This window comes from Microbacterium sp. CFH 31415 (genome assembly GCF_022538185.1).
GTDB lineage: Bacteria > Actinomycetota > Actinomycetes > Actinomycetales > Microbacteriaceae > Microbacterium.
Genome location: NZ_JAKYXC010000016.1, coordinates 134376 through 159936, shown reverse-complemented (window position 1 = coordinate 159936; position 25561 = coordinate 134376). Strand labels below are relative to the sequence as shown.

Annotated in this window: 14 protein-coding genes; 1 reads left to right on the top strand and 13 read right to left on the bottom strand. The window is 70.9% G+C overall.

Annotated elements, in window-relative coordinates; genetic code table 11:
• Positions 1-3: 3 nt before the first annotated feature.
• The 10 genes from MK786_RS14905 to MK786_RS14860 form a co-directional block, all read right to left on the bottom strand.
• Positions 4-696 (bottom strand): hypothetical protein, encoded by a 693-nt coding sequence (locus tag MK786_RS14905; RefSeq protein ID WP_241113022.1) that lies wholly within the window; start codon positions 694-696, stop codon positions 4-6.
• On the bottom strand, positions 693-2186 hold the full coding sequence (locus tag MK786_RS14900) for a DUF5684 domain-containing protein (protein ID WP_241113021.1): 1494 nt from the start codon (positions 2184-2186) through the stop codon (positions 693-695). The genes MK786_RS14905 and MK786_RS14900 overlap by 4 nt, the downstream gene beginning before the upstream one ends.
• The gene (locus MK786_RS14895; protein ID WP_241113020.1) at positions 2183-4702 is read right to left on the bottom strand and encodes a transglutaminase-like domain-containing protein; all 2520 of its coding nucleotides are present in this window, start codon (positions 4700-4702) and stop codon (positions 2183-2185) included. Before MK786_RS14895 ends, MK786_RS14900 begins: the two co-directional genes overlap by 4 nt.
• Positions 4699-6072 carry a DUF58 domain-containing protein gene (locus MK786_RS14890; protein ID WP_241113019.1) on the bottom strand — a complete coding sequence of 458 codons (1374 nt, stop codon included), beginning with the start codon at positions 6070-6072 and terminating at the stop codon, positions 4699-4701. Before MK786_RS14890 ends, MK786_RS14895 begins: the two co-directional genes overlap by 4 nt.
• Positions 6069-7034, bottom strand: a complete 966-nt coding sequence (locus tag MK786_RS14885; protein WP_241113018.1) for a MoxR family ATPase — start codon at positions 7032-7034, stop codon at positions 6069-6071. Before MK786_RS14885 ends, MK786_RS14890 begins: the two co-directional genes overlap by 4 nt.
• 35 nt (positions 7035-7069) lie before the next feature.
• Positions 7070-13018 carry an Ig-like domain-containing protein gene (locus MK786_RS14880; RefSeq protein ID WP_241113037.1) on the bottom strand — a complete coding sequence of 1983 codons (5949 nt, stop codon included), beginning with the start codon at positions 13016-13018 and terminating at the stop codon, positions 7070-7072.
• Positions 13018-14154, bottom strand: coding sequence for a serine/threonine-protein kinase (locus MK786_RS14875; RefSeq protein WP_241113017.1), 1137 nt, complete (start codon positions 14152-14154; stop codon positions 13018-13020). The genes MK786_RS14880 and MK786_RS14875 overlap by 1 nt, the downstream gene beginning before the upstream one ends.
• 136 nt (positions 14155-14290) lie before the next feature.
• Complete coding sequence (locus MK786_RS14870; RefSeq protein WP_241113016.1) at positions 14291-14947, bottom strand: spermidine/putrescine ABC transporter substrate-binding protein; 657 nt, start codon at positions 14945-14947, stop codon at positions 14291-14293.
• A 61-nt stretch (positions 14948-15008) separates the two neighbouring features.
• Positions 15009-15494 (bottom strand): hypothetical protein, encoded by a 486-nt coding sequence (locus MK786_RS14865; protein ID WP_241113015.1) that lies wholly within the window; start codon positions 15492-15494, stop codon positions 15009-15011.
• Entirely contained in the window at positions 15495-16418 is a 924-nt protein-coding gene (locus MK786_RS14860; protein ID WP_241113014.1) for an ABC transporter, read from the bottom strand.
• 173 nt (positions 16419-16591) lie between these two features.
• On the opposite strand from MK786_RS14860, the gene MK786_RS14855 reads away from it, so the two are divergent.
• Positions 16592-17185 carry a hypothetical protein gene (locus tag MK786_RS14855; protein ID WP_241113013.1) on the top strand — a complete coding sequence of 198 codons (594 nt, stop codon included), beginning with the start codon at positions 16592-16594 and terminating at the stop codon, positions 17183-17185.
• A 37-nt stretch (positions 17186-17222) separates the two neighbouring features.
• On the opposite strand, the gene MK786_RS14850 is transcribed toward MK786_RS14855, so the two are convergent.
• The 3 genes from MK786_RS14850 to rpoB all read right to left on the bottom strand — a co-directional run bounded on the left by MK786_RS14850 (position 17223) and on the right by rpoB (position 25488).
• Positions 17223-17840: a hypothetical protein gene (locus MK786_RS14850; RefSeq protein ID WP_241113012.1), complete on the bottom strand. Its 618-nt coding sequence runs from the start codon at positions 17838-17840 to the stop codon at positions 17223-17225.
• A 189-nt stretch (positions 17841-18029) separates the two neighbouring features.
• Positions 18030-21920, bottom strand: coding sequence for a DNA-directed RNA polymerase subunit beta' (locus tag MK786_RS14845; protein WP_241113011.1), 3891 nt, complete (start codon positions 21918-21920; stop codon positions 18030-18032).
• A gap of 73 nt (positions 21921-21993) precedes the next feature.
• On the bottom strand, positions 21994-25488 hold the full coding sequence (rpoB, locus tag MK786_RS14840) for a DNA-directed RNA polymerase subunit beta (RefSeq protein WP_241113010.1): 3495 nt from the start codon (positions 25486-25488) through the stop codon (positions 21994-21996).
• Between the last annotated feature and the right edge of the window lie 73 nt (positions 25489-25561).

Here is a 25561-nt window from a genome sequence, read left to right as displayed (position 1 = left end):
CCGTCAGGTCAGCAGGAGCACGAGCGCAGCCGCGGATCCGAGCACCACGGCCGCCGCGACGAGCACGACGACGATCGTGCGCCGTCGGTCACGGGCTCGTGCCGCACGCTCCACACTCTCATGATCCGGGACCGGGCCCGTGCGCTCGATGCTCGGAGGACGCACCGGTGCCGCGCCGCGGGCGGCGGTCACCGGGGGGACCGGGCGCGGCGGGACGGGGGCGCGGAGTGCGTCGGCGTCGGGGATGCGCGCGTCCCGACCGCCGGGCGCGCGGTCGACGGGACCGGGCTCACGGCGGGCGTCGCCCGACGCGGCCGGCGGGCGGAGCAGGGTCTCCTCGACGTCTGGCACGGTGTCGGTCGCCGCGGCGGACCGGCGCGAGAGCACGGTGTCGTCGTCGGCCACCGCAGGACCGGCGAGGCCGCGGCCCCGAGCCGAGGGGATCGTGTCGTCCGCCGTGCCGGGGCCGTCGGGCTCGGACTGACCGCGGCGGCGCACCGACACCACGGTCTCCTCGCCGACCGGGTCAGGTGCGCGACCTCGCCGCGCGGAGATCGCCGTCGCCTCGTCGACCGGCTCAGCCGCAGCTCGCCGGCGGGCCCCGATGACCGTCGCCTCGTCGACGGCGCCATCGTCGCCGGGGTGGGCGCGATCCGCTGCGGGGACGGGCGGGTTCGCGGGGTCGGCCGGCGTCATCGGCTCGAATCGTCGGCCAGCAGCCGGAGTTCGGCGTCGCCGAGCAGCATCCGGGCCGGAGCACGGTGCGCGGCGCCCGGCGGGATCTCCCGCTCGGCGCCGTCGGACGCGATGAGGATCGTGCCGTTGGTCGAGTGCAGGTCGGTCACCGACCACTCGTCACCGTTGCGCTCCAGACGCATGTGGGTCTTCGACACCGTGCCGTCATCGATCACGACGAGCTGCGCGTCCGGATAGGCCGTACTCCGTGCCGGCCGGCGACCGACGAGCACGATGTCGGCGGCGAGCTCGACCAGACCGCCCGAGGGCAGCACGATCGACCACTTGGCCTTGCGGCGGTTCGCGATCACGGTCTCGTCGACGCCGTCCGGAATCTCGGGCAGCACGTGCTGCGCCGAGACCGATGTGCGCGCCGAGCGCGGGGTGCCGGCATCCGGTGCCCCCGCGACGGCGGACACCTCGCCGGATGCCTCCGGGAAGGCGTCGCCCTCCGGCAGGGGTGATCGCGCCGGAGCCCACGGCTCCACCTCGGGCGTCGGCCGCGCCGCGGGCACACGAGTGACCGCGGGACGCTGGTCGGACTCCTCGTCAGGCCGTTCGGCAGCGACGCCGGGGACCGCGGCGATCGGCTGCGGAGCACCGCTGACGGCCGCCGTGACCTCTCCGGTCAGCTCGACGACGGCACCGAGGTCGAAGCCGCCCCAGTTCTGGTTGGCGCGCGCAGAGGACGCGGGCGCGGGCGCGGACTCCTCGTCGAGCACCGGCGACGGGTCGGCCGGTCGGTGGGGCGCGCCGGGGTGCGAGGGCTCGGTGAAGTCGAAGGATGCCGGGGGCACGGGCCGGGACGCGCCGGTCACCGGCACGAACGAGATCGGCTCCTCCGCGGCGGCGACGGGAGCGGCGCGAGGTTCGTCCGGCGAAGGTGCGGACGGTGCCGGCGGCACCTGCGGCACCGGTGGCACGGGCGGTGCGGGACGCATGGTGGCCGGCGCGGTGGGAGCCCACGCGTTGCCGGCCGGGGTGTCGCCGGGCGGCGGCGGGCCGGCGTCCGCAGGAGAAGAGCCGGGAACCGGCACGTCGGTGGGGCCGACGGAGCGGCGCACCCCCGGGGCGGGCTCGGCGCCGACCCAGCGGGCCGAGCCGAAGCCGAGGACCGTGGCCCAGACCGGGAAGAGGAGCGCGGCGAGCACGGTCATTCCCGCGCCGTACCCGAACGCGACGTTGACGCGGTAGCAGGCGATCACGACGACGACCCACAGCGCGATGCCGCCCAGCACCGGGACGAGGGCCATCAGCACGAGCCAGGGCGAGAGACCGCCGAGCTGGAGCAGCACGATCACGTTGAGGACCGGAACCCACGCCTTCCAGGCTTCCTCGCCCGACTTTCGGAACACGGCGGACAGCGCGATCGCGGTCCAGACGTAGACGGCGGCGACCGCGAGCAGCGAGATCAGGATCCCGGCGACGGTGGCGGATGCATCGGCATTCATGGCATGGGGCGCACGGGCTGGACGACCCGGCGCCTCCCCCTCTCGGCGAAACGCGTGCGGGCACCCGTGGCGGGTGCGAGGTGTCGGACGAACGATCTCAACGATACGGTCACGGCAAGCCCTCTCCAGAACCCTCGCTCCTGCGCGAGGCGGCGACGCTCCTCGTCGACCACCCGCCAGTACTGCGCGGCATCGGCGTCCGTCTCATCTCCGGACGAGAATACGGCGCGGTCGGCGGTGTCGGCGAGTTGCAGCCCCGTGTCGGAGCCGAAGGCCGTCGCGAGCTCCCGTCGGGTGTGCGTGCGCGGCGCCTCGCGGCCCGTGTCGAGCGCGGCATCCACGTACTCCTCCCAGCCACCGGCGATGCGGGCAGCGGGTGAGGGCGCGCGCCGTCGTCCGCGTCGGCGCGCCGCCTTCGCCGCGATGACGACGAGGAACGGCCCGAGCGCGAGTCCGAGGATGAGCAGCGCCACGCCCGCGGTGCGCAGGATCGGCCACAGCCACGCGAGGCCGACCCCGGCGTCGTCGGCGGCGGGATCGCCCGAGGCCGAGTCCTCCTGGAGCGGATCGGGAGGCAGGACCTCTTCCACCGTATCGGGCAGCACCTCCGTGACGACCTCGGGGTCGCGCTGCTCCGTCACGTCGAGGCTGGGCGACTCGGCCCACTGCGGGGTGACGTCGACCGCCACCCAGTCCCCCTCGGCCGACTGCACCTCGGTCCAGGCCGACAGGTCCCGCGCCCGGCACACGCCGTCACCGCACGACGCGAGGCCCGGCTGGGGCTCGCCGATGCGGGCGCCGAGCACGACCCGCGATGGGAAGCCGAGTTCGCGCGCGATCAGCGCCACGGCGACCGCGAACTGCTCGTCGTCGCCGACGGCCGCGACATAGTTCCCGGAGGCCTGCGCGCGCGGGTCGCCCTCGCGCTCGAGCAGCCGGTCGAACATCGCGTCGATGCGGGCGAGCGAGTGCCCCGACGCGCTCGGCTGGAACGTGTAGTCGGGCAGTTGCTCGGCCCACACCGGGAGTGGCTCGCCCTGGCCTCCCCTGAGACCGTGGCTGAGATAGCCGCGGTCCCGCAGCAGCGCGACGAGGTCGGCGAGGGCCGCTCCCCCGGTGCCCGAGACGTGGTTCTCCACCCACGCGCGCAGGCTGTCCGGCGCGGCCACGTCGCCCGCGGTGGCACCCGGGGCCTCCAGCTCCTCCAGGGCGGGGACCTCTGGCTCGACGCCGTAGGCGGTGTAGCGGTCGCCGGACGCGAGCCCTCCTCCCGCGGTCTGCACGCCGGCCGACGCGGCGGCGTTGTAGTAGAAGCGGTCGACGAGCGACGCGGCGCGCGGGCCTGCGAACGCGACGCCCGACAGCCGCCCGGCGGTCGGCATCCAGATCCCGCCCAGAGCGTCGATCTCCACGGTGGCTTCGACCGGCGTGCCGGGTCCGGCATCGAGCGACGAGGGCACGCGCACGAAGCGTCCGGCGTCCGCCGCCCCCTCCCCGCCGCTGCGGAACACCTCGCCGTCGTAGGAGTCGAGGGTGGCGACGCGCACGCGCTCGGGCGCCGCGGCTCCGGTCGTCACCGTGAACAGCACCTGCTGCACGCGGTCGTCATCGAACAGAGCGCGGTACTCGGCGAGCGGGCTCACGGCTGCCGAGAGGTCGACCTCGGGTCCGACCGCGGTGCGCAGCACCTCGCGTTCCGCGCCTCGCGCGGCGAACGGAACGACGCCCACGGCGAGCACGAGCGCCGCCGCGACCATGCCCGCGCCGAGCGCCGTGCGCCGCCGGTCGGCCCGTGACCGGCGACGCGAGATGCGGACGCCGCTCGACGCTGCGGCGCGCTGCAGCGCGCGAAGGCGCTCGTCGTGCGTGCGCCAGGCCAGCCACAGCAGACACGACAGCAGGCTCAGCGCGCCGAGCGCGGTCTCGGCGGGCGCGTACAGCGTGAGCGGCCCGATCTCGATGGGCGTGCTCACCGTCGTGCGTCCGAAGAAGAGCCCGAACGAGACCATCCCCAGCGCGACGGGGACGGCTGCATAGGCGATGCGATCCTCGCGCCACGCGAGCAGAAGCAGGAGGCAGGTCCCCCCGAGGAAGACGATCAGCGCCGGGACGAGGAGGTTGCGGTACGAGCCGACGGGCAGCTCGACGGTGACGAGGTCCTTCCAGCCCAGCAGCGCGCCCGAGGAGAGCTCGCTGAATCCGCGCAGGAGGTCGCTCGCGCCGCCGAGCCGCGACGGCACCGCCAGTGGGACGCCGACGACGAGAGAGACGCCGGCCAGTGCTCCGGCGACGATCCAGCCGTTCCACCGCAGCCGTGCGGCCACCGCCGCGAGCGCCGCGGCGATCGACACCGCGACCGCGACCAGCAGCCCGAACGCGGCCGAGTGGTAGATCGGCCACGCGGCCGCCGCTGCCACACCGACGACCACGACGGCGAACAGGCTCCCGACGACGATGCGCGGGACCAGGACCGGTCGCCGCTCGGCCGCGGTCGCGGCATCCCGATTCGCGCTCATGCCGTCGCTCCGCGCAGAAGGAGACCCGACAGGTCATCGAGGGTGCCGACGGTGAGGACGGTCAGGGCGGAGAGCGGCTGCATCCGCGGATGCGCCCGCTCGTCGCATATCACCGCGACGACGCTGGTGTCCGCCGAGAAGGCGAGGGCGGCCTGCTGCAGCCGCGTGAGGGTGACGTGGGACCCGACGACGAGGAAGGCGATCGACAGGCGGTCCCCCGATTCGGCGGTGAGCCGGCAGACGTCGGCGATGGGCATGGTGCTCTCGAGCATCGTCACACCGCTGAACCCGTCGAGCATGGGGCGTGGGGAGCCGGCCGGGATGTGCCGGATCGCCCGCAGGCGACCGCGGACCACGCGCGGGATCTCCGACCCCGTGACGATCTCGACGTCGCGCGCGTCGCGGACCGCGCGCAGGCCGAGCGAGGCGGCGCACGAGACAGCCAGCTCGAACTCGTCGGGATCGGCGTACTCGTGCTCGGCGACGCCCAGCACGACCGCCATGCGCGAGCGCCGCGACTCCTCGTACTGGCGCACCATCAGCCGCCCGGTCTTGGCGGTCGACTTCCAGTGGATCTGCCGGCGGGAGTCTCCGGGCGCGTACTCGCGGATCGCGTGGAACGACATGTCGGAGTCGACGAGCCGGCGGGTGGGGCTGCCCTCGAGGTCGCGGATCAGGCCCGCGCTCGTGGAGGGGAGGGACGTCGTGCGCGGGTGCACATAGACGTCGTGCACGTCCTCGAACGCGTGCTCGCGGCGCAGCAGGCCGATCGGGTCGCTGCGCACGGTCGTCGCGGGTCCGACGGTCACGATGCCGCGACGCAGGCCGGGGATGTCGAGCGGCTGCGAGACGGTGTGGCCGGGGCGCAGCAGGGGAACTCCGAACTCCACGAGACCCGCGCCGACGGGGATGTCGAGGCGGCCCGGGAGGGCGATGCGGTGCCCGTCGTTGCGCACGACGATCTCGCCGGTGACGCCGTCGCCGGCGACGACCCGCTCATGTGTCAGCGACAGGTCGACGTCGTACGAGCGGGCGCCGAAGAGGAAGGGGACGGATGCCGCGACCAGCACGAGCGCGGCCACGCCCGCCACCATCCACTCGACCCAGCCGAAGACGATGCCCAGCGCGAGTCCCGCCGTCGCGGCGAGCACGACCAGCACCCCGGCCGGCCGGATCGTCCGCGCGGCCCACCCGGCCGCCGTCGCGATCCCGCGGGCGAGGGCCGTCCATGCACCGACGAACCACACCACGACACCCACGAGGGCGCGCGACCGGCCGCCCGACGCCACCGAGGTGGCGGTGACGGTCGTGCGGCCCGACGACCCCGTCGAGACGGAGGTCCGGGTGAGGCGTGACTCGGTCAGGCTCATACGGCCTCGCGGCGACTGGGCGGCGCGACGTCGAGCAGGACCTGGCCGATCACGGCCTCCTGAGTGACTCCGTCGAACTCGGCCTCGGGGTGGAGGATCAGGCGGTGCGAGAGCACGGGCACGGCGAGCGCCTTGACGTCGTCGGGCGTCGCATAGGTGCGTCCCTGCGACACCGCGCGCGTGCGGGTCGCGCGCGTGAGGGCGAGGGCGCCGCGGATGCTGACCCCCAGGCGCACCTCGTCGGCCGAGCGGGTGCTGTCCACGAGGCGGGCGATGTAGTCGAGCACGAGGGCGTCGACGTAGACCTGGGCGGCGAGGTCGGCCATGCCCACGAGCGCCTGCGGGGTGATGATCGGCGCGAGGTCGGCCGTCGCGACCGCGGCGCCGTCGAGGATGCGCACCGTGGCGGCGTGGTCGGGGTAGCCGAGCGAGGTGCGCATCATGAAGCGGTCGAGCTGGGCCTCGGGCAGGCGGTAGGTTCCGGCCTGCTCGACCGGGTTCTGCGTCGCGAGCACGAGGAACGGCACACCCACCTGGCGGGTGACGCCGTCGATCGTGACCCGGCCCTCCTCCATCACCTCGAGCAGCGCCGACTGCGTCTTCGGGCTCGCGCGGTTGATCTCGTCGGCGAGCACGATGTTGGCGAAGATCGGTCCGGCATGGAACTCGAACACGCCCTCCTTCTGGTCGTACACGCTGATGCCGGTGATGTCGCCGGGCAGGAGATCGGGGGTGAACTGGATGCGCGTGTTCGTCCCCTGCACCGACTGCGCCATCGCCCGCGCGAGCGACGTCTTGCCCGTGCCGGGGACGTCCTCGAGCAGCACGTGACCCTCGCTGAGCATGGCGGTCAGGACCAGCTCGACCATGTGTCGCTTGCCGAGCACGGCGCGCTCCACGTTGTCGGCGAGCTGCCCGAACGTCTGGGCGAACCAGGTCGCCTGCTCCTGCGTGATCGTCATGTGCTGTCCTCGTTCATCTGACTGGGTCGAAGGGGTCACGGCGTGGGCTCCGGCGGAGCGCCGGGATCGCAGGCGGCGCCGAGGGTCTGCGACGCGGGCGCGAGGTTCCACGCGGCGTTCCACGAGACCGTCACCTGGAGTCCCTCCACACGCGTCGCTCCCGCAGGCACGGTCCAGGTGCCCGCGGTGTAGGGAAGAGCCGCACCCGCCGCATCGTAGAAGACGGCGCCGGCGTCGGACCATGCGATGCCGGCCTCGCCGTTGCTCGACGAGCTCGTCAGCGACAGTGGCGCTCCCGCCACGCAGGATCCGACGGCCCAGCGCGCCTGCACCTGGTACGGCGCGCTGCCCGGCGCGGGCACCACGGGCCCGCGGTCGGACTCGGTGCCCCAGATCCGGTGACGGAAGAACACGCGGATGCCGGGATCGCGGTCGTACACCGACGTTCCCGGGCCCCAGCGCTCGTACACCACCACGTTGAAGCGCGGCGGGGCCTGACCCGGAGCGGGGTCGTCGACGATCCGCCAGCGGGCGGCCTGACCTTCGACCACGGGGTCGGGCGCGACACGGAAGGTGTAGCCCTGGGGCGCCGCGCCGGACTGCTGGGCGCGCACCGTCTCGTCGGCGGACGCCGCGCCGAACGAGGAGCCGTCGTACCAGGACTCCACACACACGTAGTAGCGGTAGTCACGGCCGTCCTCCATGCCGGCGAACGAGGCGCGGTCGCCGCCCGCGACCGGGGTGCAGGACCCCCGCTCGTCGTACGGGACGATGCCGAAGCGCAGCTGCGACCCGGTGCCGTTCGGCTGGGCCGTCGCCACGGCGTCGATGGTCGACCGCCCGTCGCCCGTCGACCGCGAGACCAGCGAGAGAGTGACGTTGAGGGGCGCGCCGACGCCGTTGGCCGTGATCGTCGTCGTCGTGCCGTTGGGCTGTCCGCCGAGCCCGGGCGGGAGTGCGAAACGAGAGAGGGGCGTGATCGTGACGGGGTTGGCCGCATTCGACCCGACGCGGAAGCTCGGGACGCGCACGGTGACGTCGTTGCGGCCGACGGCGACGCGCTGCGTCTCGCCGACGGCGCTCACGATCTCGAGACTGCCCGTCTCTGCGGCATCCACACCCTCGACGAGCAGCGAGATGATGCCGCCCTCTCCCGTCGCCGTGGCGACCGGCGCCCAGGTGATCCGCGCCGGCGCGGACGGGGTGTCGTACGCCCACGCGACGGTGCGCACGCCGGTGCGCGACTCACCCACGCCGTTGACAGCGACCGCCTCGTACGTGCGCTCCTCGCCGTTGGGCGCGGTGATGGGCGCGCACACGCCGTCGGCGGAGCAGTCGCTGACCTTCTGCCCGTTCCAGCGGATGACGAAGCCCGACAGAGCCGGGTACGCGAGGCGGGACTCGCCCGGGTCGACGCGCAGCGTCACCGTCTGGTCCGCGTAGGCGGTCTGCACGACGCTCGCGGGCGCCTTCGGGTACCCGAGCAGGTCGAGGAGCAGCCGCCCGTCGCGCTCGCCGCTCGTGGTGCGGTTCTGCGCGTCGCGCACGGAGAACGTCGCCGAGCACGTCGCACCGGGGGCGTCGCCGCTCCACGACGCCACGACGGACGTCGGGGACGCGATCTCGAATGTCACACCGACGCAGGCGCCGGTCGCACGCACGTCGACGACCTCGAGCGGAGTGCGCGGCAGCGGGTTGACCTCGCCGCCGACGCCGATCACCGAGATGGTGCACGACGTGCCGCTCGCCTGCGAGCACTGCTGGGTGGTCGAACCGCCCTGCGGGAGCGTCGAGGGAGCCGCGCCGACCCGCAGGATGAGTCGCACCGGGGCGACCTCCTCGTGGCTCGTCACCGACACGATCGCCGCCTCCTCCGAGCCGGGAACCGCGGTGTCGCGTCCGGTCACCGTGACGATCGATCCCTCGAGCGACACGTCGAACGCCGCACCCGGGTAGTCGAGGTCGTACCGGATGCCCTCCCAGTCCTGCCGCAGCTGCCACGAGGTCATGTCGCGCAGGTCGAACGTCGAGGTCTCGCCCGGCCCGACGGTCATCGAGCCGGCCCTCAGCACCGGCTGCGGGTCGAGCGCGTTCACGACGATGGGCACGGAGAGATAGGTCCAGTCGTCCTGGCCCTCGAGCCTGACCGGCACCTGGCACGAGTCCGCCCACGGGCCGCCGGGACCGGAGTCGTACCGCACGGACGTGCCGTCCTCGACGACGCACGCCGCCTCCGCGCGCGCGCCCGAGGCGCGCACGTCACGGCCGACCTCGAGCGTGGTGCCGCGGGGCTTGGCCACGAGGTCGGCCATGTCGAACGTCACCGACTCGAGCTCCGTCACCTCCGGCGCGGCCGCCCCGGAGCGGATCGAGAGCGCCAGGTCGTCGTCGCCCGGCACGCGCAGGAACGCGTACGTGGTCACCGGACCGTTGATGCCCTCGCCGGTCACGGCGAACGGGATCAGGCGGGTCTTCGCAGGCAGCGCGCCGCTGATGTCCCAGCCGTCGACCTCGATGCCGGGCGGATCGCCCCACAGCGACACCTCGAGGTCCGAGACGTCACCGCCCGACCAGGTGGCCTTCTCATCCAGCACGTCGACGCCGTCGGGGAAGTCCTCGCGCGTCTCGGCGGTGAGGATCGTGTCGGCGACGACCGGGTAGTCGGGCACGTTCTCGCGGACGACCTTGACCACGATCAGACCGCGACCGGTGTTGCCCGAGCTCGATTCGACGTCGTAGAGGAACGACATCGTCGTCGGCTCCTCGCCGGCCTCGATGACGACGGTCGCGCCGTCGGTGCGGCGGATGCGATCCTCGAGCCGGTCGAACTCCGGGTTGTCAGTGCCGTCCAGAAGCGTCTCCGGAAGGTCGGGGCGCACCGCGGTGACCGACAGCGTGCCGAGAGTCGGGTCGACGTCGTTGGCCAGCGGGCTGACTCTGATGGTGTTGCCCTCGCCCGCCTGCACCTGGACGTAGTCGGTGAAGGTCACGGGGCTGGGGTTCGATTCGCCGTCCAGCACGCCGATGCGCACTCGGGCCTCGCCGGTGTCCCCGAAGGCGTCGACGACGCTGTACCGGAACGACACCTGACCCTTGTCGCCGGGAACGCTCGAGTAGACGATCGACTTGCCGTCGGCCGAGATCGTCGCCGCACCGCGCTCCGGCTGCGTGACGATGCGGTCCAGCGTGACGACATCGCCATCGGGGTCCATGCCGAAGCCGTCGAACTCGATGAGCGCCGATGCTCCGCTGAGCACGCGGCCCTCGAGCCGGTCGGGAACGGGCGCCCGGTTCACCTCGTCTTCGAGCACGCGGATGCGCACGACCGCGTCGTCGGCGAGTGCCGGAGCGCCGGTCGTGAAGACGCTGTAGTCGACCGCGTACTCGCCCGGCTCGTCGGGCGCGAGGTAGCGCAGCAGGTCGCCGGAGGCGAACGCGAGCGCATCGTCGGTCGACGAGACCACCGAGGCCGGGTTCAGCGTGGGGCGTCCGCCCGCGGGCGAGATGTCGTTCTCCAGGACGGGGATGTCGATCTGGGCGCCGGCACGCACGACGACGGTGTCGTCGACGGCGATGGGCGCGAGCTCGGGGGCGAGCGGAAGCAGATAGACCGTGGCCTCGCCCACAACTCGTGAGCCGGCGTCCTCGGTGCCGTCGCTGACGACATAGCTCACCGTGCCGAGGCGGCCGGGCTCGCCCGTCGCCGTCGTGCCCGACACGCGGAGATTGCTCTGACCGACGGTGTCGACGGTCAGCGAGGCGCCCTCTTCGGCATCCGCGACGACATCGCTGAGCAGCAGGACGCGCCGCGTGGGGTTCGAGACCGCCGCGAAGACGTCGAGCGTCGCATCCTGCTGGGGGTGGACGAAGGCGACCACGGGCGACGTCGCCAGGTCGGCCGGGGCATCCGCCGGCAGCAGGGTGATGCGGGCCGTTCCCGTCGCTTCGCTCGTGCCGTCGGTGACGGTGAAGTCGACGCGGAATGTGCCCGGTTTCTTCGCAGAGAAGTCGAACTCGGTCGTGCCGTCGGCCGCCGTGGCCGTGGCCTCCGCGTCATCGAGCACGCGCACCGAGTCGAGCCTCAGCAGGCCGGCCGTGCCCGTCACGTGCGGCGCGATGTCGACGGTCAGCGCGGTGTCGACCGTGTCGACGACCGCGAAGGAGTGCACCTCGAGCAGCGGCTCGGGCGACACCGTCACGACGAGGGACTTCCGGGTGGTCGCTCCTTCGGTGTCGGCGATCGTGACGACGAGCTCGACCTGCTGCTCGGCCCCGCTCCCGTCGTCGCTGTGCTGGTAGACGACGTCGCCCGACGGCGTCGCGGCCACGCTGCCCACCGCGCTCGTGTTCTCGACCGACAGCAGGAGGAGCGGGTCGCCCTCGGGGTCGACCCAGCCGGGCAGCACCGGCACGGTGATGGTGCCTCCGCGCGCGACCTCGGGCTCGGGCCATTCGACGAGGCAGCGTTCGACGCCGCACCACTGCGGAGCCGTATTGACGGATGCCGCGGCCGCCGTCAGCGTGATGGTCGTCGCGTCGGAGAAGAGACCGGACGTGGCTGTTCCGTCGGTCACCGCATACGAGAACGTCGCCGAGCCGGTCGCCTCCGGCGTCGTGCGCACCGCCAGCCGCTGCCCGTTGTCGGTGATGGACACCGTGCCGAAGGCGGGATCGAGGCCCGAGACCGATGCGGGGTCGATGCTCAGCACGTCTTCGTTCGGGTCGTGGTCGTTCATCAGCACCGGCAGCGTGGTGAGGCTCCCCGCGCGCACCCCGAACGCATCGGGCTCGGCGATCGGGGGCTTCGGGTCGATGACGACCGTCAGCTGATCGTCGCTGGGCACGGCGTCGGACTCGGTGCGATCGTCGAGCGACCAGTCCTGGCTCGACTCGATGAGCCGGCCGTCGGGGACGGTCCACGCCCAGCCCGACCGGATGTCGTTGAGGATGACGGCGCGGTCGCTCGCGACGAACGTCGGGCGCCGTTCGTCGGCGAGCTCTTCACCGCCATAGTCAAGCGCGGTGGGCCCGCTGTCCGACCTCCAGAGCGACCCGCCCTCCGCACCCGCCCCGAGCCAGGCGGCGTAGACGGTGCCGTCCTGGACGATCGGCCGCGCCGGAACGCCCAGCGGCGCGTCCGGGTCGCCGGCCTCGGTCTGCGGGGCCGTGCCGTCGGCGGGCACGCGCACCAGCACCGAATCGTCGGCGAGGTAGACGCTCTGGCCGGCCGGATCGGGCTCGCCCACGATCAGACCGGCACTCGCCACGGTCTGTGTGGGGCCTTCAGCACCACGCAGCCACACGTCGCCGGTCTCGGTGTCGGCGACCGCCCACACGTCTCCGGCCGCGGTGATCGCCGGTGCGGCGATGTCGTCTGCTTCGATCGGGTCACGGCCCGCCACCTCGCCGGCCTCGATGTCGTACCGAAGGACGGAGGCGTCCTCTCGGGAGTAGGCGAAGAGGATGCCGCGGTCGTCGACGGCGATCGCGTCCGCGCTGTACTGCGGCGCATCCTCGTCCTCCGAGGGGAAGGGGTCGAGCCGGGCCGGGTCCCCGGCGGACAGCAGCCCCGCGAACACCACGCCGGCGTCGGTGCGGTAGGCGACGAAGTCGCCCGCGGTCGCCACCTCGGTCGTGCCGGCCGGCGTGGACGCCGACGCGCGCAGGGCCTCGTCGTCGAGATCGGCCGGCAGCGACTCGTCGATGCGAGTGACCTTGCTGAGGCTGTCGCTGAAGATGTAGGCGGCATCGCCGCTCTGCACGACGCGGTCGGGGTTGCTGATCCCGCGCACGGTGTCGAGCTCGCGCACGGAGGTGTTCACGCGCGCGTACTGGCGACCTTCGCCCGTCTGCAGCGCCCACACAGCGGTGTCGACGTCGGGGGTCTCCTGCGCATCGAGCCCGGGCCAGATCACGCTCGCCCCGATGACCACGGCGGCGACCGAGGCCGAAGCGACCAGACCGGCGACCGTACGGCGGCGCATCACAGCACCCCCGTCGCGAACATCGCGACGAGCACGGCGGCACCCGCGACGGTGAGTCCGACCACTCCGCCGACGATCCACGGCACGACGCTGTGCCGCGCGGGGCCGGGCGCCGAGAACTCGGTGTCCTCGTCGCGGGCGAGCCCCGACACCCCGGTCGCGGCACGGCGCTTCCGCACCGAGTCGCGCTCCAGGTGCGAGCGCGCGGGACCGCGGAGTGCGGAATCGGTGAAGTCGACACCGGCGGATGCGGGCGCCCACTCCTCCTCGGGGATCTCGAGTGACGTCGGTGACAGCCCCAGCTCGGCCTGCACATCGCGCAACGCCTCGGCGAAGGAGCGCGCCGAGGCGTATCGGCGGGCGGGGTCGCGGTTCATCGCAGTCGCCAGCACCGTCTGCAGCGATGCCGGCACGTCCGCGCGCGCGATCTCGGTGTAGCTTGCGCGTGCGATGCGACGGCGGAGCAGGTCCTTCGTGTTCTGGCCGCGCTCACGCCGCTCGAACGGACTGTGCCCGGCGAGCAGGGAGTACACCGTGGCGCCCAGGCTCCAGACCTCGCTGGCGATGGAGCCGGCTGTCTGCTCGGCCACGACCTCGGGCGCGCTCCACGGGATCGACATGGCCAGGACTTCGTCGGCGCTCTTCTGGATGAGCGACGAAGAGATGCCGAAGTCGGCCAGCACCGGCGTGCCGAACGTCGTGATGAGGATGTTGCTCGGCTTGACGTCTCGGTGCACCAGTCCGGCGCGGTGTGCCGACTCGAGGGCACCCGCCATGCGCACGCCGATCGTGAGGACCTCATCGACCGGGATTCGCTCGATGCGGTACCGCTGGGCCAGTGACCCCGGGCAGTACTCCATCACGATGTACGGCCGGCCGTCGGCCGAGATCCCGGCCTGGTAGACGGTCACGATGGAAGGGTGCGCCGAGAGGTGCGCGAGCACGTCGGCCTCGGCGTTGAACATGCGGCGCAGGTCGGGATCGCGCACGTCGCTGGGCAGCACCTTCACGGCGACGTTGCGGCGGGGCATGTCCTGCTCGTAGAGGAAGACGTCGGCGAAACCGCCCGAACCGAGGGGGCGGATGTACGCGAGTCCGGGCAGAATCGGCGGCGCGGAGGGGAGCCTGGTGGCCACGACCCCTCCTTCGGTTGTCCTGCCGCCGAAAGAGCCGGCATGCCGATCGCACAGCAAACTCGGCCATGCTAACAAAGTCGTCTCCATGAGCCTGTGCACACCCTGATGCTGTGGAGGGCAGACGGTCTCTCCGGCGCTAGCCCGTCGACGGATCGTGCGGGTCGAACGGCGCGTCGAGCGACCGCGCGAGGTCCTCGAGCATCGCCTCTATCTGCGGCTCGACGTACTCGGTGATCGCCGCCTGGATGCGCAGGCGGTGGTGCAGCAGGATCGTGCACACCTCGCGGCCGACCATGTTGGCGTAGTCGTCGGCGAGCCCGACCTCCTGCCGCAGGGCAGCCTTCGCCTCATCGCTCAGCGGCGGCAGCGCCGGGATGTGCGCGTCCGCCTCCTCCGCCAGCCCGGAGATCGTGAAGAGGAAGGGCGCACCGGGCACCGGGTCGGGGTCGAGCGGCAGACCCTCGTACTCCGGCTCGAGGTTCTCTGCCGGCCGATAGCTGCGGGATCGGTTGCGTGCGGCCTGCTGGTCGAGCTCGGCCTGCAGCATCGGCAGGTTCAGCGAGGTGTACTCCGCCACCGCGCGGTCGACGATGGTCTTGATGCGCGTCGAGAGGCCGTGCTGCACGCCGTGCGGGACATCGGCCCCGAGACCCGCCGCCGACAGCACCGGCGACCCGAAGCAGCGGCGGCACGGGGCGACCCGGCCGCGGTGCGTGGCGGGCTCCCAGCGAGGAAGCCACGCCAGCCAGGCGTCCACCGCCTGGCTGACCTGCGTCTCGAGCGAGCGCTCCACGAGTCCACGGTAGTACCGCATGACCGCCTGTGCCGGGATTCCGCGGATCCCGTGCGTCCGGTCATTCGTCGAACTCGTCCTCCCACGGCCAGCGCGGACGCTGTGCGCGCGTGCGGACGAGCGCGATGCCCGCCCACCCTGCGACGAATCCCGCAGCCCCGATGACGAGTCCGAACCACGAGGTGGCGATGCGGCCGGCGACGGCGGAGGCGATCGCGAGGTCCGTCCCCGTCGCGAGGGCGCCGATCCACACCCCACCCACATAGCCTGCGAAGCACGCGACCGCGGTCCATGCCGCGCCCCAGAACGAGGCGGGCCGACGACGCACGGTCGCCCAGAGTGCTGCGGCGAACGCCGCCGTCGACACGAGGCTGGCGACGATGCCCGGAGCCTGACCGAGTCCGGGCGTGGCGATGACGTCCTGTCCGCTCACCAGGCTGGTCATCCCGAGCCCGAAGATCAGGAGCGCGATGTAGCCGACGGTCGCGAAGACGAGCGCCGTGACCGGGCGGACCGGTCCGCCCGTCGACTGCGGCTCAGTGGACATCTACTGCCGGACGAGCTGTGGCCCCGCCTCGAGGGTGCGCTCGTACTCGCGCTGGGCTTCCACGTTGAGCTCGGTGACGCGCTTGCCGCGCGAGGCCGCCCAGGCGCCGAACCAGATGGTGAGCTCGCGACCGATGATGAAGGCGGCGATCGCGAGCGGAGCGAGGATGTGCTGCTCCATGAGCTCCGCCCCCTGCGAGGCGGTGATGTTCCAGAACTGCTCCTGGAACAGCTGGCCCAGCAGGTAGCCGCCCCACGAGGCGAAGCCGACGAGCAGCCCGAAGATCACCCAGGAGCCCCAGCGGCCGCGGTTGATGATCGCGCCGAGCAGCCAGAACGAGAGGAAGAAGACGATGACGGGCACCCACAGCACCCATGACGACAGGGCGGCGAGCGCGTGCCCGGCGATGTCGTCTACGTTCAGCTCGCCCGCGATGCCCGCCAGTGCGAGCCACACCCCGAAGTACAGCACAGCGAACGCGAGCGCGGCGACCAGGCCGATCGCACCCGCAGCGGCGCGGTTGCCGCGCGGGCGCGGCGCCTCCGGCGCCTGGACGAAGATCGGCTGCGGTGCCACCGGAGAGGCGACGACGGTCTCGGCGACGGGCTCGCTCGGGGTGACCGAAGGGGCCACCGCGACGGTCTCGGCGCTCGAGTCGTAGACGGCGGTGTCGGCGGCCGGCGCGGGAGCCCGGTCGTGCTGCAGGGACGCCGCCTCGGCGGAGTCCCACGGGTCGGGCTCGGCCGGTGCGGCCGCCGCGGCCGGCTCGGCGGGAACGTCCGCCGGTGCGGCCACGCCGGGATCGGCGGACTCGGCCCGAACGGCCTCCGCCTCTGCCAGCCCCTCATGCGCACGGCCGACGACATCACCCTCGGGCGTGGGCTCTTCGACCGGCTCGCCGTAGGTCGACTTCGAGTCACTCATCGCAGGCACTCCTCACGCGGGGTTCGGTCCCGCACAGTGAGAGTAGCCCGGGGTGCGCCTCGCGCCCGGAAGCCATGCCGACGCGATTGCGCACTGTTTCACACGGTTCCGGTCACTGCGCCGGGTCGGCGCGCTGGCCGTCGCACGCCGCGACGACGACCTAGGGTGGGCGCATGGCCCACCGAACGTCGCGGCTCGCCGCCGCAGCGGCATCCCTCCTCCTCGCGATGGCCGCGCTCTCCGCCTGCGCCGCCGCGACGACCGGCGGCGCTGGCCCGACTCCGACCGCGCAGGCCGAGACGACGGATGCGACCCCCATTCCGACGGTCACCGCCAGCCCCACGGCGGTGCGGGTCGACATCCCCGACGACTGCCGCGCGATCCTCAACGCCTCGGTGCTCGCCGAGCTCGCCGATGTGCCGCTGAACGACCCCGCCTTCGGCCCTTCCGGCCTCCAGAGCGACGGCAGCCTGATCTGCGTGTGGCGCGACCCGGCCGCCGACACGACCGGCCTCATCACGACCGTCGCCTACGTCTCGCGGGGTCCGGCGCTCGATCTTCTCAACGGGCTCGCTGACGACGAGGACTTCACCTGCTACACCCCCGACGGCGGCACGCGCTGCGAGAAGACGTGGGAGAACGAGACGTATCCGGTGACCGACGGCCGCACTCTGTTCTGGCGCGACGGCATCCTCATCGATACGCAGTTCTCCAACCTCGCCCCCGCGGGCTACACCTCGGCGATCGTGTCGAGCATCTTCGGCTGACCCCCGCTCACCCGTGTCTCGGTCCGGCTCGCGCCGGTCACCCGAAGACCTGGCGCTCCAAGCGGGCAGCGTAGTCCTCGGGATGCCACGCCGACTCGACGCTCGCCAGCCACAGCCCGTCGCGGAAGACGTGGGTCTCGGTCTCGCGCCCGACGCGTCCTGCGCAGTGGAGCCCCGCGTCGCTCATCGCGCACGAGAAGCCCTGCCCGCGCAGCGCCGCCTCGGCGAGCGCCGGCGCCGCCTCGTCGACCGCGGCGAGCGTGGACACGACCGTGCCCCCGTCGGGCGCAGCCCAGTGGCACGTCACGCGCACGTCCGGGGTGAGCACCTCGAGGAGCGTCGGCACGGTCGTCGACGGCGGGTCGAGGTCCTGGTCGAGGACGGTGCGGCCGGTCCAGGTCATCTCATTCCACAGGCTGTCCGAGTAGAGGGTGCGACAGTCCAGGCGGTTCCCCTCCGCCGCCTGCCGCGCGGGCGTGTCGACCTGCGTCGGCTGCGGGCGCGGCGTGGTCGCGTTGCGGAGCATGTCGCCGGCCCACGCCACGGTGACCGGCACCATCGGCAGAGAGAGCCAGACCAGCGCGCCGACGATCGCCGCGCATCCGAGGCCGACGGGCACGGCGATCCACGAGTTGCGTCCACCCACCCGTGCCATGGCCCCCACCACCTCCCTGTCCACGGTAAGCGCCGGGGGACGGATGCTGCGGCGCGGCGCGCAGCGCACGTCAAAGCCCCCGGGAACGACGAAGAGCCCCGGCGAACCGGGGCCCTTCGTGTTCGTGCGCTCAGCCTGCAGATCTCGATGCGGCGCCGGAGCGCCCACTCGATCTCGGTCGATCGCGACTCAGTTGTAGTTGCCGCTGAAGTCGCCGTCCGTGGAGAAGCTGTCGAAGTCGACGTAGCTGAGGTCGGCGTCCGAGTAGGCGCCGTCCGAGGCGAAGATGCGGTTGGGGTACCGCTCGCTCTTGGCCTCCTCCGTCGCCTCGACCGAGACGTTGCGGTACTTCGCAAGTCCGGTTCCGGCGGGGATGAGCTTTCCGATGATGACGTTCTCCTTGAGGCCGAGGAGCGGGTCGCTCTTGCCCTCCATGGCGGCCTGCGTCAGGACGCGGGTCGTCTCCTGGAACGATGCGGCCGACAGCCACGACTCCGTCGCAAGCGACGCCTTCGTGATGCCCATGAGCTCCGGGCGACCCGACGCGGGGCGCTTGCCCTCGGCCACGGCCTCGCGGTTCATGCTCTGGTAGCGCTTGAAGTCGACCAGCTCGCCCGGGAGCAGCGTGGTCTCGCCGTGGTCGACCACGGTGACCTTGCGCAGCATCTGGCGGACGATGACCTCGATGTGCTTGTCGTGGATCGGCACACCCTGCGAGCGGTACACGCCCTGCACGCCGTTCACGAGGTAACGCTGCACCTCGCGGGCGCCCATGACGCGCATGACCTCCTTGGGGTCGAGCGTGCCCACCAGGATCGGCTGACCGACCGTGACGTGCTGTCCATCCTCGACCAGGAGCGTCGCGCGCTTCAGGACCGGGTAGACGTGCGGCTCGTCGCCGTTGTCGGGCGTGAGGATGACCTTCTTCGCCTTGTCGGTCTCGTCGATCGTGATGCGGCCGTCCGACTCGGCGATCGGGGAGGCACCCTTCGGGGTGCGCGCCTCGAACAGCTCCTGCACGCGGGGCAGACCCTGCGTGATGTCGTCCGCGGACGCCGAGCCACCGGTGTGGAAGGTACGCATCGTCAGCTGGGTACCGGGCTCACCGATCGACTGAGCGGCGATGATGCCGACCGCCTCGCCGATGTCGACGATCTTGCCGGTGGCCAGCGACCGGCCGTAGCACTTCGCGCAGACGCCGACGGCGGACTCGCACGTGAGCACCGAGCGCACCTTGATGGACTCGACGCCACCGGCGACCAGCTTGTCGATGAGCACGTCGCCCACGTCGTCGCCCGCCGCGGCGAGGACCTCGCCCTGGGGGCTGACGACCTCAGCGGCCAGCGTCCGGGCGAACACCGAGTTCTCGACGTTCGCGTCACGCAGCAGCGTGCCGTCCGAGCCCACAGCCGCGATCGGCAGCTCGAGACCCTTGGTCGTGCCGCAGTCCTCCTCGCGGATGATGACATCCTGCGAGACGTCCACGAGACGACGCGTGAGGTAACCCGAGTCGGCCGTACGGAGGGCCGTGTCGGCCAGACCCTTGCGGGCACCGTGCGTCGCGATGAAGTACTCCGCCACCGACAGACCCTCGCGGTACGAGGAGATGATCGGACGGGGGATGATCTCACCCTTGGGGTTGTTCACCAGGCCTCGCATGCCCGCGATGTTGCGGATCTGCAGCCAGTTGCCACGAGCACCCGACGACACCATGCGGTTGATGGTGTTGTCCTCCGGGAAGTTGTCGCGCATCGCCTTCTGGACGGCGTCAGTCGCCTCGGTCCAGATCTTGATGAGCTCCTGGCGACGCTCGGCGTCGGTCGTGAGACCCTTCTCGAACTGCGCCTGGACCTTCGCGGCCTGCTTCTCGAAGCCGGCGACGATCTCGCCCTTGTTCGGCGGGGTGAGGATGTCGCTCAGCGCCACGGTGACACCCGAGCGGGTGGCCCAGTAGAAGCCGGCGTCCTTGATGCGGTCGAGCGAAGCAGCGACCTCCACCTTCGGGTACTCCTCGGCCAGCTTGTTGACGATCTGCGACAGCTTGCCCTTGTCTGCCTGCTCGCGCACGAACGGGTAGCCCTTGGGGAGGGTGTCGTTGAAGATCGCCTGACCCAGCGAGGTCTCGACGAGGCCGTTGCGCTCGTACGCGGCGATGCTCTCGGCCGTCTCGCCCTCGGACTCGAGGAACGTCATGCCGGGGATGCGGATGCGGACCTTGGCCTGCAGGTCGAGGGTGCCCTCGTCCTTGGCCAGGATCGCCTCGCCGACCGAGCCGAACACGCGGCCCTCGCCCTTCGCGCCCTCCTTGACCGTGGTCAGGTGGTGCAGACCGATGATCATGTCCTGCGAGGGCAGGGTCACCGGGCGGCCGTCCGACGGCTTCAGGATGTTGTTCGAGGCGAGCATCAGGATGCGTGCCTCGGCCTGGGCCTCGACCGACAGCGGCAGGTGCACGGCCATCTGGTCACCGTCGAAGTCGGCGTTGAACGCCGCGCAGACGAGCGGGTGCAGCTGGATGGCCTTGCCCTCGACCAGCTGGGGCTCGAAGGCCTGGATGCCGAGACGGTGCAGCGTGGGCGCACGGTTGAGCAGCACCGGACGCTCGCGGATGATCTCCTCGAGCACGTCCCACACCTCGGGGCGGGTGCGCTCGACGGCGCGCTTGGCCGCCTTGATGTTCTGCGAGTGACCGAGGTCGATCAGGCGCTTGATCACGAACGGCTTGAACAGCTCGAGGGCCATCTGCTTGGGCAGACCGCACTGGTGGAGCTTGAGCTGGGGTCCGACGATGATGACCGAACGACCCGAGTAGTCCACGCGCTTGCCGAGCAGGTTCTGGCGGAACCGGCCCTGCTTTCCCTTGAGCATGTCGCTCAGGGACTTGAGGGCGCGGTTGCCGGTGCCCGTGACGGGACGACCGCGGCGGCCGTTGTCGAACAGCGCGTCGACGGCCTCCTGCAGCATCCGCTTCTCGTTGTTGACGATGATCTCGGGAGCACCGAGGTCGATCAGGCGACGGAGGCGGTTGTTGCGGTTGATCACGCGACGGTAGAGGTCGTTGAGGTCGGAGGTCGCGAAGCGGCCACCGTCCAGCTGCACCATCGGGCGCAGCTCCGGCGGGATCACCGGGACGACGTCGAGCACCATCGAGGCAGGGCTCATACCGGTCTGAAGGAACGAGTTGACGACCTTGAGACGCTTGATCGCACGGATCTTGCGCTGACCCTTGCCCTCCGAGATCTGCAGGTGCAGGTTCTCGGACTCGGCGGCAAGGTCGAAGGCCTCGAGGCGGCGCTTGATCGACTCGGCGCCCATGTGGGCCTCGAAGTACTGACCGAAGCGGTCCTGAAGCTCGTGGAAGATCTCGTCCTCACCCTTGAGCGCGCCGACCTCGAGCGTGCGGAAGTCCTCCCACACGCGCTCGAGACGGGCGATCTGGTCGTCCGCGTTCTTGCGGATCGAGGCCATCTCCTTCTCGGCGGCGTCCTTGACCTTCTTCTTCTGGTCGGCCTTGGCGCCTTCCTCCTCGAGCGCGGCGAGCTCCTCCTCCAGCTTCTGGAGACGGGTCGCGATGCGCGAGTCGCGGCGGTCGGCCAGCGTCTTCAGCTCGAGACGGATGTTGTTCTCCTGCGTCGGGAGGTCGCGGTGGCGCGCCTCCTCGTCGACGGAGATCACCATGTACGCGGCGAAGTAGATGACCTTCTCGAGGTCCTTCGGCGCCATGTCGAGCAGGTAGCCCAGGCGGGACGGAACGCCCTTGAAGTACCAGATGTGGGTGACGGGCGCGGCGAGCTCGATGTGGCCCATGCGCTCGCGGCGGACTGAGGACTTGGTGACCTCGACGCCGCAGCGCTCGCAGACGATGCCCTTGAAGCGCACGCGCTTGTACTTGCCGCACGCGCACTCCCAGTCACGCGAGGGACCGAAGATCTGCTCTCCGAAGAGGCCGTCCTTCTCGGGCTTCAGCGTGCGGTAATTGATGGTTTCGGGCTTCTTGACCTCACCGAACGACCAACGACGGATGTCGTCGGCAGTGGCCAGGCCGATGCGAAGCTGATCGAAAGTGGTTGATTCGAGCACTGGTTCTCCTGTGTCTCAATAAAGCAAATCGTTGATCGAGTAGCCGCGGAGCGGCGTATCGAGATCGGCCGGGTCAGATCTCGTCGATCGACGAGGACTCGAAGCGGCTGGAGATGTTGATACCGAGCTCTTCTGCGGCGCGGAAGGCGTCGTCGTCGGTGTCACGGAGGTTGACCGCCGTGCCGTCGGCCGAGAGCACCTCGACGTTCAGGCAGAGCGACTGCATCTCCTTCATGAGGACCTTGAACGACTCGGGGATACCGGGCTCCTGGATGTTCTCGCCCTTGACGATCGCCTCGTACACCTTGACGCGGCCGAGGATGTCGTCGGACTTGATCGTGAGGAGCTCCTGGAGCGCGTACGCGGCGCCGTAGGCCTCGAGGGCCCACACCTCCATCTCACCGAAGCGCTGACCGCCGAACTGGGCCTTACCACCGAGCGGCTGCTGGGTGATCATCGAGTACGGGCCCGTCGACCGCGCGTGGATCTTGTCGTCCACGAGGTGGTGCAGCTTCAGGATGTACATGTAGCCCACCGAGATCGGCGCCGGGAACGGCTCGCCGGAGCGGCCGTCGAACAGCTGCGTCTTTCCGCTCGAGTCGATCAGGCGCACGCCGTCGCGGGTCGGGGTCGTCGAGTCGAGCAGACCGGCGATCTCCTCCTCGAAGGCACCGTCGAACACCGGTGTGGCGACCTTGGTGCCGGGCGGAGCCTCGAGCGCCTGCTCGGGCAGACGGGCAGCCCACTCGGGGGTGCCCTCGACCTTCCAGCCCTGCTTCGCGATCCACCCGAGGTGGGTCTCGAGGACCTGGCCGAAGTTCATTCGACCCGGAATGCCGAGCGGGTTGAGGATCACGTCGACCGGGGTGCCGTCCGCGAGGAACGGCATGTCCTCGATCGGGAGGATCTTCGCGATGACGCCCTTGTTGCCGTGACGGCCGGCGAGCTTGTCGCCCTCGGTGATCTTGCGCTTCTGGGCGATGTAGACCACGACGCGGCGGTTGACGCCCGAGCCGAGCTCGTCGTCGCCGTCCTCGGCGTTGAACTCCTTGACCGCGATGATCGTGCCCTGCTCACCGTGGGGGACCTTCAGCGAGGTGTCGCGCACCTCGCGGCTCTTCTCGTTGAAGATCGCGCGGAGCAGACGCTCCTCGGCCGACAGCTCGGTCTCACCCTTGGGCGTGACCTTGCCGACGAGGATGTCGCCGGGACGCACCTCGGCGCCGATGCGGATGATGCCGCGCTCGTCGAGGTCCTTCAGCAGGTCGGGGCTCACGTTGGGGAGGTCGCGTGTGATCTCCTCCTTGCCGAGCTTCGTGTCGCGGGCGTCGACCTCGTACTCCTCGATGTGGATCGAGGAGAGGGTGTCGTCCTTCACGAGGTCCTGGCTGAGGATGATGGCGTCCTCGAAGTTGTGACCCTCCCACGTCATGAACGCGACGAGGAGGTTCTTGCCGAGCGCGAGCTCGCCGTTCTCCGTCGCCGGGCCGTCGGCGATGACCTCGCCGACCTCGACGCGGTCGCCGGCCGAGACCACGACGCGCTGGTTGTAGCTCGTGCCCTGGTTGGAGCGGTCGAACTTGCGCAGGAAGTAGTCCTGGGTGCCGCCCTCGTCGAGCTGCACGGTGACCACATCGGCCGAGACCTCGAGGACCACACCGGCCTTCTCGGCGGTGACCACGTCACCGGCGTCGATGGCCGCGAAGCCCTCCATGCCGGTGCCGACCACGGGCGACTCCGAGCGCAGCAGCGGAACAGCCTGGCGCTGCATGTTCGCCCCCATGAGCGCGCGGTTGGCGTCGTCGTGCTCGAGGAAGGGGATGAGCGAGGTCGCGACCGACACCATCTGGCGCGGTGAGACGTCCATGTAGCCGATCTCCTCGGCGTGGAACAGGTCGACCTCGCCACCCTGGCCGCGGCGGGCCAGGATGCGGTCCTGCGCGAAGTGACCGTCGGCCTTCAGCTCGACGCCCGCCTGAGCGACGATGTAGTCGCTCTCCTCGCTGGCGGTGAGGTAGTCGATCTGGTCGGTGACCTTGCCGTCGACGACCTTGCGGTACGGCGTCTCGATGAAGCCGAACGCGTTGATGCGCGCGAACGACGCGAGTGAGCCGATCAGACCGATGTTCGGGCCTTCCGGCGTCTCGATCGGGCACATGCGGCCGTAGTGCGAGGGGTGGACGTCACGGACCTCGACGCCGGCACGCTCACGCGACAGACCGCCGGGGCCGAGCGCCGACAGGCGGCGCTTGTGGGTCAGACCCGCGAGCGGGTTGTTCTGGTCCATGAACTGCGAGAGCTGCGAGGTTCCGAAGAACTCCTTGATCGCTGCCACGACGGGGCGGACGTTGATCAGGGTCTGCGGCGTGATCGCCTCGATGTCCTGCGTGGTCATGCGCTCGCGGACGACGCGCTCCATGCGCGACAGACCGGTGCGGACCTGGTTCTGGATGAGCTCGCCGACCGCGCGGATGCGACGGTTGCCGAAGTTGTCGATGTCGTCGACGTCGAGCCGGATCTCGGCGGGCTTGCCCGCGCGGATGCCGTCGAACGTGACGTCGCCGCGGTGGAGGCGGACGAGGTACTTGATGGTCGCGACGATGTCGTCGACCGTGAGCACCGAGTCGCTCAGCGGCTTGTCGAGGCCCAGCTTCTGGTTGATCTTGTAGCGACCCACCTTGGCCAGGTCGTAGCGCTTCGGGTTGAAGTAGAAGTTGTCGAGCAGCGCGCGGGCGGCCTCGGCGGCGACCTGCTCGCCCGGACGGAGCTTGCGGTAGATGTCGCGGAGCGCGTCTTCCTTGGTGAGGATCGTGTCCTTCGACAGCGTCTCCTCGATCGACTCGAAGCCCGCGAACTCGGCGAGGATGTCTTCGCTGGTGAGGCCGAGCGCCTTGAGGAAGACGGTCACCGACTGCTTGCGCTTGCGGTCGATGCGCACACCGACCTGGTCGCGCTTGTCGATCTCGAACTCGAGCCATGCACCGCGGCTGGGGATGACGCGCGCCGACACGATGTCCTTGTCGGACGTCTTGTCGGGAGTCTTGTCGAAGTAGACGCCGGGCGAACGGACGAGCTGCGACACGACGACGCGCTCGGTGCCGTTGATGATGAACGTGCCCTTGTCGGTCTGGAGCGGGAAGTCGCCCATGAAGACCGTCTGGGTCTTGATCTCACCGGTCTGGTGGTTCATGAACTCGGCCTCGACGTAGAGCGGGGCCGCATACGTCTTGCCCCGCTCCTTGCACTCCTCGATGGAGTACTTCTCGGGCTCGAGGTACGGGTTCGTGAACGAGAGCTGCATCGTCTCGCTCAGGTCCTCGATGGGGCTGATCTCCTCGAAGATCTCCTCGAGGCCGCTGACCTCGGGGACATCCGTGCGACCGGCCGCCTGGGCCTCGGCGACGCGCGTCTTCCACGCGTCGTTGCCGACCAGCCAGTCGAAGGACTCGGTCTGAAGCGCCAGCAGGTCGGGGACCGTCAGCGTGTCGGAGATCTTGGCGAACGAGAGGCGGGATGCTCCGCGGCCGTTCTTGGGGGTGGTGGTGGATGCGTTGCGCGCAGCAGCCAAGGGGATTACCTCCGTGGGCCCGGGTAGGGCTCGTTTCCTTGTCGTCAGGTGTGGAGTGCTCAGTCGTCCCCGA

Coding starts and splice junctions, on each gene's coding strand:
- MK786_RS14905 (WP_241113022.1), bottom strand. CDS start 696: ATGACGCCGGCCGACCCCGCGAACCCGCCCGTCCCCGCAGCGGATCGC.
- MK786_RS14900 (WP_241113021.1), bottom strand. CDS start 2,186: ATGAATGCCGATGCATCCGCCACCGTCGCCGGGATCCTGATCTCGCTG.
- MK786_RS14895 (WP_241113020.1), bottom strand. CDS start 4,702: ATGAGCGCGAATCGGGATGCCGCGACCGCGGCCGAGCGGCGACCGGTC.
- MK786_RS14890 (WP_241113019.1), bottom strand. CDS start 6,072: ATGAGCCTGACCGAGTCACGCCTCACCCGGACCTCCGTCTCGACGGGG.
- MK786_RS14885 (WP_241113018.1), bottom strand. CDS start 7,034: ATGACGATCACGCAGGAGCAGGCGACCTGGTTCGCCCAGACGTTCGGG.
- MK786_RS14880 (WP_241113037.1), bottom strand. CDS start 13,018: ATGCGCCGCCGTACGGTCGCCGGTCTGGTCGCTTCGGCCTCGGTCGCC.
- MK786_RS14865 (WP_241113015.1), bottom strand. CDS start 15,494: ATGTCCACTGAGCCGCAGTCGACGGGCGGACCGGTCCGCCCGGTCACG.
- MK786_RS14860 (WP_241113014.1), bottom strand. CDS start 16,418: ATGAGTGACTCGAAGTCGACCTACGGCGAGCCGGTCGAAGAGCCCACG.
- MK786_RS14855 (WP_241113013.1), top strand. CDS start 16,592: ATGGCCCACCGAACGTCGCGGCTCGCCGCCGCAGCGGCATCCCTCCTC.
- MK786_RS14850 (WP_241113012.1), bottom strand. CDS start 17,840: ATGGCACGGGTGGGTGGACGCAACTCGTGGATCGCCGTGCCCGTCGGC.